The sequence below is a fragment of the Rhizobium sp. KNZ2-6A genome (assembly GCF_056755475.1).
This window is the reverse complement of record NZ_JBNDIC010000026.1, coordinates 74,788-86,490: the sequence shown is the minus strand read 5'-3', so window position 1 is coordinate 86,490 and position 11,703 is coordinate 74,788. Positions and strand designations below refer to the sequence as shown.

At 58.2% G+C, this 11,703-nt stretch carries 14 protein-coding genes and 2 tRNA genes; 3 read left to right on the top strand and 13 right to left on the bottom strand.

The features are described 5' to 3' along the window. Nucleotides 1-86: 86 nt before the first annotated feature. The 10 genes from ACPYOP_RS18790 to ACPYOP_RS18745 all read right to left on the bottom strand — a co-directional run bounded on the left by ACPYOP_RS18790 (nt 87) and on the right by ACPYOP_RS18745 (nt 6,349). A tRNA-Phe gene (locus tag ACPYOP_RS18790) sits at nt 87-162 on the bottom strand. A 196-nt stretch (nt 163-358) separates the two neighbouring features. Further along, complete coding sequence (gene yacG, locus ACPYOP_RS18785) at nt 359-574, bottom strand: DNA gyrase inhibitor YacG (RefSeq protein ID WP_481411857.1); 216 nt, start codon at nt 572-574, stop codon at nt 359-361. Nucleotides 575-579: 5 nt separating this feature from the next. Then, the gene (locus ACPYOP_RS18780; protein ID WP_481411856.1) at nt 580-1,200 is read right to left on the bottom strand and encodes a Maf-like protein; all 621 of its coding nucleotides are present in this window, start codon (nt 1,198-1,200) and stop codon (nt 580-582) included. Nucleotides 1,201-1,290: 90 nt separating this feature from the next. Further along, nucleotides 1,291-1,509: a translation initiation factor IF-1 gene (gene infA / locus ACPYOP_RS18775; protein WP_004117876.1), complete on the bottom strand. Its 219-nt coding sequence runs from the start codon at nt 1,507-1,509 to the stop codon at nt 1,291-1,293. A 142-nt stretch (nt 1,510-1,651) separates the two neighbouring features. Further along, the gene (locus ACPYOP_RS18770; protein WP_481411855.1) at nt 1,652-2,119 is read right to left on the bottom strand and encodes an arsenate-mycothiol transferase ArsC; all 468 of its coding nucleotides are present in this window, start codon (nt 2,117-2,119) and stop codon (nt 1,652-1,654) included. Nucleotides 2,120-2,124: 5 nt separating this feature from the next. Then, nucleotides 2,125-2,598 carry a UPF0262 family protein gene (locus ACPYOP_RS18765; RefSeq protein ID WP_120665145.1) on the bottom strand — a complete coding sequence of 158 codons (474 nt, stop codon included), beginning with the start codon at nt 2,596-2,598 and terminating at the stop codon, nt 2,125-2,127. Nucleotides 2,599-2,601: 3 nt separating this feature from the next. Beyond that, a complete protein-coding gene (gene hisD / locus ACPYOP_RS18760; protein WP_481411854.1) occupies nt 2,602-3,900 on the bottom strand; it encodes a histidinol dehydrogenase in 1,299 nt (432 codons plus the stop codon). Nucleotides 3,901-3,957: 57 nt separating this feature from the next. Then, entirely contained in the window at nt 3,958-4,401 is a 444-nt protein-coding gene (locus ACPYOP_RS18755; protein WP_481411853.1) for a DUF2948 family protein, read from the bottom strand. A 238-nt stretch (nt 4,402-4,639) separates the two neighbouring features. Further along, nucleotides 4,640-5,932 (bottom strand): UDP-N-acetylglucosamine 1-carboxyvinyltransferase, encoded by a 1,293-nt coding sequence (murA, locus tag ACPYOP_RS18750; protein ID WP_481411852.1) that lies wholly within the window; start codon nt 5,930-5,932, stop codon nt 4,640-4,642. Nucleotides 5,933-6,079: 147 nt separating this feature from the next. Continuing rightward, nucleotides 6,080-6,349: a hypothetical protein gene (locus ACPYOP_RS18745; RefSeq protein ID WP_481411851.1), complete on the bottom strand. Its 270-nt coding sequence runs from the start codon at nt 6,347-6,349 to the stop codon at nt 6,080-6,082. Between the two features lie 155 nt (nt 6,350-6,504). On the opposite strand from ACPYOP_RS18745, the gene ACPYOP_RS18740 reads away from it, so the two are divergent. Further along, nucleotides 6,505-6,579 (top strand) — tRNA-Thr (locus ACPYOP_RS18740). A gap of 174 nt (nt 6,580-6,753) precedes the next feature. Beyond that, entirely contained in the window at nt 6,754-6,993 is a 240-nt protein-coding gene (locus tag ACPYOP_RS18735) for a hypothetical protein (protein WP_481411850.1), read from the top strand. Between the two features lie 128 nt (nt 6,994-7,121). Here ACPYOP_RS18735 and ACPYOP_RS18730 read toward each other — a convergent pair whose 3' ends face one another. Genes ACPYOP_RS18730 through ACPYOP_RS18720 form a run of 3 tightly spaced genes read right to left on the bottom strand, consistent with a single transcriptional unit; the run spans nt 7,122 to nt 10,534 of the window. Beyond that, nucleotides 7,122-7,559, bottom strand: a complete 438-nt coding sequence (locus tag ACPYOP_RS18730; RefSeq protein WP_481411849.1) for a toxin-activating lysine-acyltransferase — start codon at nt 7,557-7,559, stop codon at nt 7,122-7,124. Between the two features lie 6 nt (nt 7,560-7,565). Beyond that, nucleotides 7,566-8,891 carry an HlyD family type I secretion periplasmic adaptor subunit gene (locus ACPYOP_RS18725; RefSeq protein WP_481411848.1) on the bottom strand — a complete coding sequence of 442 codons (1,326 nt, stop codon included), beginning with the start codon at nt 8,889-8,891 and terminating at the stop codon, nt 7,566-7,568. Then, nucleotides 8,888-10,534 (bottom strand): peptidase domain-containing ABC transporter, encoded by a 1,647-nt coding sequence (locus tag ACPYOP_RS18720; RefSeq protein WP_481411861.1) that lies wholly within the window; start codon nt 10,532-10,534, stop codon nt 8,888-8,890. Before ACPYOP_RS18720 ends, ACPYOP_RS18725 begins: the two co-directional genes overlap by 4 nt. A 421-nt stretch (nt 10,535-10,955) precedes the next feature. On the opposite strand from ACPYOP_RS18720, the gene ACPYOP_RS18715 reads away from it, so the two are divergent. After that, nucleotides 10,956-11,468 (top strand): hypothetical protein, encoded by a 513-nt coding sequence (locus tag ACPYOP_RS18715; protein ID WP_481411847.1) that lies wholly within the window; start codon nt 10,956-10,958, stop codon nt 11,466-11,468. Nucleotides 11,469-11,703 lie beyond the last annotated feature (235 nt).

Below are 11,703 nucleotides of genomic sequence, written 5' to 3'. Positions count from 1 at the left end.
TTTGCCGAACCCTTTCGGTCCAAAAGTGTTACCTATGTCTCAGGAATAAACCGTAACCTATGTGTCCAGAACGGACCAGTTAGTAGTGGTGCCCAGAGCCGGAATCGAACCAGCGACACGCGGATTTTCAATCCGCTGCTCTACCAACTGAGCTATCTGGGCATCCGTGCTTCGCGTCGAAGAAAGAGCCTTGAGGGGCGCCGGGCGGTTGGTTCACCCCGGAAGCGAGCGGGGTTATAGCATCTTGTTCGGCCATGTCCAGCAGCAAATGACTCTTTTTTGACAGGAAATCGAATTTTGGCAATTCGCGAACAAAATGAAAGAGTTCGTGAGCGCGAGCGGGGCTGGAAGGCCGCATTCACTCCTGATCGGAGCCGTCAGCCTTCGTCTCGTCTTCGGTCACGGGGATGGCATAGGAGCCGTTGAGCCAGCGCGAAAGATCGACGGAACGGCAGCGATCCGAGCAGAAGGGATAGTGTTCGCGCACCGACTGGCGGCCGCATTCCGGACAGGGGCGCGTCTTGCGCAGCGGCTCGACCTTCGAACCAACCTTGATCTCTTCAGCCTTCGTCATCAGCTCTATCCTTCCTGCCATCCGGCGTGGACATCGAATCCCTCGCCCGCGAGCAGCAGCATGGTCTCATAAAGCGGCAATCCGACGACATTGGTGTAGGAACCGACGAGCTTCTGCACGAAGGAGCCTGCAAGCCCCTGTATGCCATAGGCTCCGGCCTTGCCCCGCCATTGTCCGGAGGCGAGATACATTTCGATGTCGCGGCCGGAGAGCCGCTTGAAACGCACCTTGGTCTCGATGACCTTCTGGCGCGCCTTGCGGTCCGGTGTGATCAGGCAGATGCCGGTATAGACGACATGGCCGCGCCCGGAGAGCAGATGCAGCGCCGCAGCCGCTTCATCTACGAATTCCGCCTTGGGCAAAATGCGCCGTCCGACGGCGACGACCGTATCGGCCGAGAGAATATAGCTGCCCTGCCAGGCGGCGTCACTCTTGATCGCGGCATACGCCGCCTCGCCCTTCTCGGTCGAAAGCCGCCGCGCCAGCGAGCGCGGATGCTCCGACTTCTTCGGCGTCTCGTCGATGTCCATGGGCATAAGACGCGCGGGCTCGATGCCTGACTGATGCAGGAGCTCGACGCGACGCGGCGATCCGGAGGCCAGTATCAGCTTGTGTTTCAACGCCATCAGATCTCGACCTGTCATGCGGGGATGAGAGCCGGCTCCGGAGCATGATGCCGAAAAATGTCGAGGCATCCGGCTCCAGCGAGCGGCGGACTATTTGAAACGGTAGGTGATGCGGCCCTTGGTCAGATCGTAAGGGGTCATTTCCACCAGCACCTTGTCGCCGGCCAGAACGCGGATGCGGTTCTTGCGCATGCGGCCCGCGGTGTGGGCGATGATCTCGTGCTCGTTTTCCAGCTTCACGCGAAAGGTCGCGTTCGGCAGGAGTTCGGTGACGACACCGGGAAATTCGAGGACTTCTTCTTTCGGCATTAAAGCTTCTTTTCCTGTCGGTTGGGGCCGGCGCCTATGTAAAAAGGCTGGGTCGCCGGGAAATTTGCGCGGAAACTACACAATCGCCGCGGTTTTGTGAACCACGTTGATAAGGGTTTCTGCATTTGTTTCATCTTCGGCTCTAAAGCGAACCGCGATGTTCCACAAGCCTGCTCTCGATGAGACCGAGAAGATAGTCCCTCACACCACGATAGGCATCCAGAACCTGATCGCGGGTTCCGTCGGTCGCGGAGGGGTCCATCGTCGGCCAATAGATGACGTCGATCGCGTTGGCCCGCGTCAATTCCAGCGCGGCATGATGCGCCTCGGGGGAGAGCGTGATGATGACATCGAAGAAATCATCTTCCAGCTCCTCCAGGGTCTGCGGCTGCCGCCGGCCGAGCGAAAGCCCCATCTCGGAAAGCACGACATCGACAAAAGGATTGCGCTCGCCGGCCCGCACACCCGCCGAGGCGATATAGGTGCCTTGCGGCAGCATCTGCCGGGCGATCGCCTCGGCCATGGGCGAACGGATGGTATTCAGGCCGCACATGAAGAGGATGGCGCCGGGGGATTTGCCGATATGCTCGATCGCCTGCGGCTCCTCCATATCGGTCACCCGCGCCAGTAGAGCACGCAGACGAGCGTGAACAGCCGGCGCGCCGTGTCGAAATCCACGGTGATCTTGCCGTTCAGCCGGTCCATCAGCGTCTGCGAACCTTCGTTGTGGATGCCGCGCCGGCCCATGTCGATCGCCTCGATGCGGCTGGGCGTGGCGGAGCGGATCGCCTCGTAATAGCTCTCGCAGATCATGAAGTAATCCTTCACGATCCGGCGAAACGGCGTCAGCGACAGGATGTGGGTGGCGACAACGCCGCCATCTTCCATGCGGATGTCGAAGACCAGCTTCTGGTCGACCAGCGACAGGTTCAGGAGATAAGGCCCGCCCTGATGACCGATCGGCTCGAAGCTGTTTTCCTCGATCAGGTCGAAAATGGCGACGGCGCGCTCATGCTCGACATCGGGCGTCGAGCGGCCGATCGTGTCGTCGAGGACCACATCGCTCAGCCGGAAGACGCCCTTGGCCATGCCTTACCCCTCGAGATTGAGGCGGATCGCGACCGATCGCGCATGTGCATCCAGCCCCTCGGAATTGGCAAGCGCGATCGCCGCCGGCCCGAGTGCACGAAGCTGATCCGGCCCAAGCCGGAGAATCGAGGTGCGCTTGACGAAATCGAGCACGGAAAGACCCGAGGAGAAGCGCGCCGAGCGGGCCGTCGGCAGCACATGGTTCGAGCCGCCAACATAATCGCCGATCACCTCCGGCGTATGACGGCCGACGAAGATCGCGCCGGCATTGCGCACGCCGGCAAGCAGCGGCTCGGGATCGTCGACCGCGAGTTCCAGATGCTCGGCCGCAATGCGGTTGGCAAGCGGAATGGCCTTCTTCAGATCGGAGACCAGGATGACCGCGCCGAAATCCCGCCAGCTGGTTGCCGCCGTCTGCGAGCGGCTGAGCCGCTTCAGCTGCCGCTCGACCGCCGCCTCCACAGCTTTGCCGAATTCGGCATCGTCGGTAATCAGGATCGATTGCGCGCTTTCGTCATGCTCGGCCTGCGCCAGCAGATCGGCGGCGATCCAATCCGGATCGTTGTTCTTGTCGGCGATGACGAGCACTTCGGAGGGGCCGGCGATCATGTCGATGCCGACGGTGCCGAACACCTGGCGTTTGGCGGCCGCCACATAAGCATTGCCGGGGCCGGTGATCTTGTAGACCGGCTTGATCGTCTCCGTGCCATAGGCAAGGGCCGCGATCGCCTGCGCGCCGCCGATGCGGTAGATCTCCTCGACGCCGGCCATGCGGGCAGCGGCCAGCACAGCCGGATTGACGGTGCCGTCCTTGGTCGGCACGGCGATGACGACGCGATCGACGCCGGCGACCTTGGCCGGCACTGCATTCATCAGCACCGAGCTCGGATAGCTCGCCGTGCCGCCGGGCACATAGAGGCCGACAGCCTCGATCGCCGTCCAGCGCGATCCCAAGCCGACGCCGAGATCGTCCTCATAGATATCATCCTTCGGCAGCTGCCGGCGATGATGCGATTCGATGCGGGTGGCGGCGACCTTCAGCGCGCCCAGAACCTCGGCCGGAACGGCGGCGACGGCCGCATCGATCTCCGCTTCGCCGACACGCATCGGCGTGGTGGCGAAATCGATGCCTTCGAATTTCTTGGAATAGTGAGCAAGAGCTGCGTCACCGCGCGCCCGCACATCATCGATGATGCCGCGCACCACGGCATTCACATCCTCGGACACTTCCCGCTTCGTCGTCAGGAACGCGGCGAACTGCTGCTCAAACCCTTCCGACACCTGATCCAGCCAGATAGCCAATGCTGTATTCCCTTCCATCGAGACCGCTTTCGGCGGCCGTATCCAACCGTTACAAGCCTATACGCCCGCATCCGGATGCCGGGGCTTATGCGCCGTTTCCCACGCGCCGCCGATATCCGCTAGCTGGGCCTCGATGCATTCGACGTCGAGCGCAATCGTCGCCTTGCCGGCAAGGGTCAGCTCGATCGTGCCGTCAGGCCCGTCGCCCCTCTGGTCGAACCGGATCGCAAGCAGCGACAGCACCTCGTCGCGGTTGCGCCGGTCGACGCCGCTGGAACGCACCGCCTGCACGCGCTTGAACACCAGCGCGGAACGATGGCGTTCGTAAGGCTTGCTGCGCTGGTCCGATTGCTCCCAGCCGAAGCGGTTGGCCGCGAGCGAAAACTGCTCGAGCTTCGGCGCATAGGACATGTCGCCGACCTTGAAGACGCTGTCCTGCATATAGGCAGAGATAACGCCCAGATCTTCGTTGTCGAGTGCCATTAGCTTGAGATCGCTCATTCGTCCTTTATCCCCGATCGCGCCACCAGAAAAATGCCCTAGCGAAACGCCATTGCCGGCATTTCCCCCGTGATGGACATAGGATGCGAGCGCAAAAGACGCAACCGAAGAAAGCGGGCTTGCCCGCTCTCTTCGCGCCAACAGGCGGATTTATGGCGTGTCGCGTAAAACTGTGTCGCGGTTTTGCGACAGCGCTATGCCCAGAACCAGACGCCGCCTCGCAAGGGTGCGATATGCCTTAGTCGCTGATGCGCTCGACGATGGCGCCGCAGCGCGTCAGCTTGTCTTCCAGCCGCTCGAAGCCGCGATCGAGGTGATAGATGCGCGACACCAGCGTCTCGCCTTCGGCGGCAAGGCCGGCAATAACGAGCGAGACGGAGGCGCGAAGGTCGGTCGCCATCACGGGTGCGCCCTTCAGCTTCTCGACGCCCTCGATGCGGGCGGTCTGGCCGGAAAGGGAAATCTTGGCGCCGAGACGGGCAAGCTCCTGGACATGCATGAAGCGGTTTTCGAAGATGGTCTCGGTGATGTGCGAAATGCCGCCGGAGCGGGTCATCAGCGCCATGAACTGCGCCTGCAGGTCGGTCGGGAAGCCGGGGAACGGATCGGTGACGACGTCGACGGGCTTGATGCCGCCGCCATTGCGCATGACGCGGATGCCGTTATTGGTCGGCGAAATAGTAGCGCCGGCGCGGCGCAGGCTTTCAAGCGCCGTGTCGAGCAGCGCCACATCGGTATTTTCGAGCGTGACATCGCCGCCGGCCATGGCGACGGCCATGGCATAGGTGCCGGTCTCGATCCGGTCGGGCAGCACGCGATGGCGGGCGCCGGAGAGCGAGGTGACGCCCTCGATGGTGATCGTGCTGGTGCCGGCGCCGGAAATCTTGGCGCCCATGGCGATCAGGCAATTGGCGAGATCGACGATTTCGGGCTCGCGGGCCGCATTGCCGATGACGGTGGTGCCGCGGGCAAGCGTGGCGGCCATCATCATCACATGCGTCGCGCCGACGGAAACCTTCGGGAAGACATAGCGGGCGCCGATGAGGCCGCCCTTCGGCGCCGTGGCGTTGATATAGCCGGCGTCGATTTCCATGGTGGCGCCGAGCGCCTCGAGACCCTCGATGAAGAGATCGACCGGACGCGTGCCGATGGCGCAGCCGCCCGGCAGCGAAACACGCGCTTGGCCCTCGCGGGCGAGCAGCGGCCCGATGACCCAGAAGCTCGCGCGCATCTTGGCAACGAGCTCATAGGGTGCTGTCGTATCGACGATCGTACGGCAGGTGAAATGGATCGTGCGGGAATAGCCGTCTTCCTGGCGCTCGCGCCGGCCGTTGACGGCGACATCGACGCCGTGATTGCCGAGGATGCGCATCAGCAGCTCGACATCGGCCAGATGCGGCACGTTTTCGAGCGTCAAAGTATCGCTTGTCAGCAGCGAGGCGATCATCAGCGGCAGGGCGGCATTCTTGGCGCCGGAGATCGGAATGATACCGTTGAGCTCATTGCCGCCGACAATCCTGATACGATCCATATAAGCAATACGGGCGAGGCCCGCCTTTCCTGATAGTCCCGGGCGCCTCAAGTCGCGGGCGCCAGGTTTCGTGCACCTGGTAAAACGCGCTCTTTAGACGAAATAGATTAACGCATCAATTCGTTTGATGATGGACGACATCAATCATTACGATTCGTCCCTTTTTGCGGCGTCATCACCGCTATCCCCAGCCTTTGCCGCCGGCAAGCCATCCGTCTCGTCGGCCTGCCCGGCGCGCCGCGCCCTCACCTGCTGCTTGCGTCGCGATAGATTCTCCCGCAGCTTCTGCGCCGCCCGCTCCCGCCGCCGATCCGCTTCCGTGACCTGCCCGCCGCCAACAGTCTCGCCCGCCTCACTGGCCGCCGAACCGCCCTGCAAAGCCCGCCCATCATCGATTTTCGTCTTGTCCGCACCCATGTCTTCCTCATAGCGGAAAACCCAGCCTGTCAAAAGACCGACACATTTTTTCCAGCGATCTTTCAAAGAACTTGCAATTTGCGGCTTGCACTCCGCCCCGACCTATGGCAATAGCCGCCTCGCCCAATACGGCGCACCACACCGCGCCACGGATTGCTGCTATAGCTCAGGGGTAGAGCACTCCCTTGGTAAGGGAGAGGCCGAGAGTTCAAATCTCTCTAGCAGCACCAGTTTTCCTGGGGTTTTCCAGACTTCCAAAAAGAACAAAGTGCATACTCATGCACCGTTGCGCATAGCCATGTGGCACAGAATTGGCACAGCCTGTTCCTCCAACGTTCGCAAATCTGCTGTCTTGACTCCTCCTCAAAAAGAGAACATTTTGAGAACAAATTAAGGAAGACGTCATGAATAGCGCCGAGAAATTCATTGTCCTGCCGTATCGCAAGAACCGTGGCAACCTCGTGCCGGGCGAGATGCGGCAGGCTTCGAATGCAATGAGCGCCGAACGGATTGCCTCGGCGATGTCCGGACGCTTTGTTGGCGTTGCGGCTTATGCTGTCGTGGTCGACGACGAGACCGGCGACATGTCGTCGCCGCGCCTGCTGGCAAAGCACGGCGAAATCGCCGATCTGAACGCCGCCTGAGACCGAAACTATAAGAAGAAGGCCTACACGCTGCACCCGGCCGATACCCGCTCACTCCAGAACAGATCGCAGCCGGTCGCCTTTGAGCCGAAGTATCTCATGCCATGTCGCCAGACGTCGATCTTTTTTCAACGAATGTTGCGCCACTTCTTAATTCGATTGATCGAGCCATCCGCGTTGCGCTTGATCGAATAGCCATTTTGACCGGAGAAATGATTTTTCCGCATATCTCGAATGACCATCGCGGCATCACCATGAGGTGCGACAACATCGATGAACCAAAGATTCTCACCTGATGTCCATTTTGATTCATGAGGCGTCAGGCCATCAGCCATCAACTTTGCATGCGTGGCGTCATCGACAAGTGCCCATGTCACGAAAGCTTTAGGATTGTCCGGTCCGTAAAAGTAAATTTTGCACTGGCCTGTCTTGAGCGCCGGAATGAAATTCCTTTCCATGTCGCTGATCAGCCAGCTTCGATGAAGTGGAGACTGAAGCGCGAGAAAAGTCATGCAGCCAAGCGCATTCATCGCGCTCAGCTTTGTCACTGATGAGGTCGTGCTCATGACGGTTCATCGCTCCTTCAATCCATTTTGAATCGCTTTGGTGATGGGCTCAAAGAAGTATGAGATGAGCCTGCGTTGTGAGGTGACGACATCAACGGTTACGGTCATGCCTGGTGCGAAGCCAATTTCTTTGCCGTCCACCCGTAAGGCCGACTTATCGAGCCGAAGGCGCACGGCATATACCCACTTGGACGTGCCGTTTTCCCGAGCATCAGCCCCGATGTTTGTCACGTGGCCCTCAACGACGCCGAAACGTTCGGATGGAAAGGCGTCAAACTTCGCATACGCCCTCTGTCCGTTCTGCAAGAAGCCGACATCTCTATTGTCGAAAAAGGCCTCGACCTCCATGCCGCCTTGGGTAGGGACAACTCCCATCAAGGTCGCGCCCGCTTCGACGAAGCCACCAACCGTGTGAACAGTCATGTTTTCGATGCGTCCGCTGACAGGCGAACGAAGTGTAAGATTGTTCAGTCGTTCCTGTGCCGCGCGTAGTGCGGCATCCGAGCTGTCTCGGGCGATCTCCGATTCCCGCAGGCGGCGACGCTGTGTCGCGAGATTGTCGGAGATAGCGGCTGCCCGTTGGCGCCGTGTGGCTTCTGTCGATGCCGCCAGCGCGGAAAGCTCGCTTTCGGCCACCTGTGCATCGCCATCGATCGATCTCAATTCCCGGAGCCGGTCGAGATGCTCGTTGCGGCTCATGACACCTTGCTGCAACAGCGTATCGGCCGAGGTAAGCTTCTGCGAGACAATGTCGCGATCTATCTTGGCCTTCTCTATTCGGGCAGTCTGCGCCTCCTGCTGCAACTCCAATTGCTTCAATTGAGCATCGGTTTGCAAAATCTGGTCCCGTAGGGCGACAAGCGTCGCACGCACAAGCGCTTCGCCTTCCGGTTCCTTCTCGGAGTTCGCTGGCCAATCCTGACGGAACTTCTGGATGCCAGCGTCGACGAAGCCTGGACTCGCTGGATCTTGTGCCGCAAGTGGCGTTACGATGGCATCGGCCACATCGGCATCGAGCGACTGCTGATCAATATTGGCTTGTATTCGTTGGATATCGCTTTGAGCGGTCGTGGGATCGAGTTTGACTAGGACATCGCCTGCGGCGACTGTCTGGCCTTCATTAACGTTCAACTCGATGATCTTGCCATCGGCGAGTGGCTGAACCACCTGAACACGCGATATCGGAACCAGTTTTCCTGAACCGCGTGCCACGACTTCGGTCTTGGCAACGATGCTGCCGCCAAGGATGACCGCGAACATAATCAGAAGAAGCCAGGCCGTCACTCGGACCGTAGGCGAAGCTCGAGCCATGGATGGCGGCACCAAGGTCATGTGCGCTCCTGGAGTTTTTCGAGATCGACAACATGTGCTTCGACGCCAAACAGCTCTGGCCGATGGCTAATGATGGCGACGGCGCGGGACTTGGCGAGATCATTCAGCGTCCGCGTGATTATAGATGCTGATCGCTCATCCAGGGCACTGGTGGGTTCGTCGACAATCAAGACATTGGGATTACACAGGAGAAGGCGAGCAAGCGCCAATCGCTGTCGCTGGCCGCCTGAGAGCGAAGATCCATGCTCGCCGACATCCGTCTCCATTCCTTCCGGGAGTTGCTCGATCATTTCGGCGCAGGCACTATCCCTCAACGCGATTTGCATCTCATCGTCGGTGGCATCCTCCTTGGCAAGGCGGAGATTTTCTCTGATCGTTCCAGCGAATAACGCAGGTTCCTGTGGCAGGTAGGCTATGTTGGTCCTAATGCTTTCCGGCGTAAAACTGCCCATGACCTGATCGTCGATGAAAACCGAACCTGTGTCAGGCGGATACAATCCGCTCATCACCTTCGCCAGAGTCGATTTTCCAAAGCCGGAGCGCCCCACGATGATGGTCGGCTGTCCGGGAGCAATTGTCAGGTTGAGGTTGTCGAGCACCAGACGCTCTGCAGTGTATCCGAACGATACCGCTTCGAGGCGCAGGGTTGCCGAACCTCTGAGCACAAGTTTCTGTTTGCCCGTTTCGTTTTCGGAAGGCGCGTTCAGGACATCTCCGAGGCGAAGGCGGGCGATCTTTATGCCTTGCCAGTGCTCCCATAACGAAGCGAGCCCAAGGATGGGTGCCGAAACATGTCCAGCCAGCAAGTGAAATGCCACAAGCTGTCCAAGGGTTATGGAATTGTCCAGAACAAGCATCGCGCCGAAAAACACGATCAGGATATCAAAGGCATTGCTGAAAGCATCGCTGATGATGCCGTTGACGATGTGCAACTTGGTGATCTTGAAGCCCAGATCCAGGGACGCGGACATCGTTCCGTCAAGACGCCTGGCGTAACGGTCCTCCGCTGCCTGTGCTTTCACGGTTTCGGCGTTCCTGAAGGTCTCGATCATTCGGGATTGGTGTGCTGACGTTGCCAGAAACGATTGTTTCAGGCGGCGGCGCAGGAAGGGACCGACTATCGCAATTGCTGCCATCTGCGTTGGCAGGATCACAATTATGATCAGGGTAAGCGATGGGCTGATCGAAAAAAGAGCGCCGAGATAGACGAATGAGAACACAATATCGATGACGACACCGGAAATGGTTCCAGTGAGAAACCGGCGAATAGTCTCGATTTCCCCCATGCGTGCGAACAGCTCCCCAACTTGCCATTTCTGCAGTGTGCGCAACGGCAGGTGGAGGACGTGCTCATAAATGCGCCTGCTGAACTCGCGTGTGAGTTGATTAACCAGATCACCGCCGAGATATGTCGATACCGATTTGAATGCGCTCTGAAAGATGGCCACAATGACGAGGAGGGCAACGACAATATAGAGGCTATCCTCCCGTTGAAACGGAAGAATTCTGTCGATAAGCGCCTGAAATACAAAGGGTTGGACAAGCCCCAGAAGGCGCAGCACGATGGAAATGACGGAAAGTTCAACTATATGCCCAGTGTATTTTCCGGTAGTTTTCGTGAACCACGAAAATGATGCTGGAATCTCATTCAATGGTTGCTTTCCCTGCTGAGAACCACTTTCGGGGTTGATAATAGCAACATCTGGCACAGATAATTCCATTAGTAATGCATCACATAATGAAATTTCAACCTAAGGCGCAAGATAGGAGAAGTTTTATGGGTGGTTCCTCAAGCTCGTCTGGCTCGGCCTCATACTCGCAAGGTGTCGGCGTGGGCGTGAAAGACGGATATAGCTTCGACGGCCAAGTTGCCGCGTCGAAAGATCCCAGCAACAATCCGGGATGGAGCGGTTCCTTTCTTGGGAAAACCGTCGGCGGCGGCGGGGCTCCAGACTACAGCCAATATAACGCCATGGGCGACTACGGCGGCAGTAGTAGCTCGGGCGCAGGCAACGGTCGGGATAGTTCAGGAGGCAGATAGCCTCTTGAACAGAGTTTGTTGAAATGGGAGGAGCAGCTTTGTCTTTGGGCTTTGCAATTATCGTTCAGACAACGCTGCTCGCCTTCTTTGAAGAAATAATAAAGTTTCTAATTGTTTGGTTTTTCAAACGCTCGCACTATCCTATTTTTGGGCTATTTCCAATCGCTTTATTAGAATTTTTCTTATATTTTCCTGCGGTCAGCCAACATCTGAGCGATCTAGGTATTAGCTCCATGTTGTGGTCGTATATTTTAGCAGCATATTTTTTGGCTCTTGTTAAATTTCTTCATGTTGCTTCGAGCTATGTATACTTCAAGGCAAGCAACTCTTTTGTTGCCGTAGCTTACTGTACAATATGGCATGCGACTTTTAACATACTGCCTTTGCCATCACTCTCGTTGAAGTACTATCTTCTTCTTCCGGTTTTGGCATTTTTATCAAGCCTGGCGGCCGCAGCCATATTCTTACTCATCCAAAAAATAGTATCTCGATCGGCAGTAGCCCGCGAAGCCGACACCTTAGAGGATGGTAGATAGCTCGAAAGCACTCTTTTGGGGCTCTTGATGAATGCGTTCTTACACTTTCAAGTTCGCACGATCGCTCCAAGTTAAAAAATTTGATCCTCGCTGGCCGTTAACTCGTCATCTTGGCCGACGAACTCGGCGAGGAACACGGCCCTGATACTCTATGAGCCACACCGGCTTTACCGGAGATCGTTTGGTTAAGTTATGCGGCCTAGGCTGCGGCGTCCAGCATGGCGTAGTAGCGTTC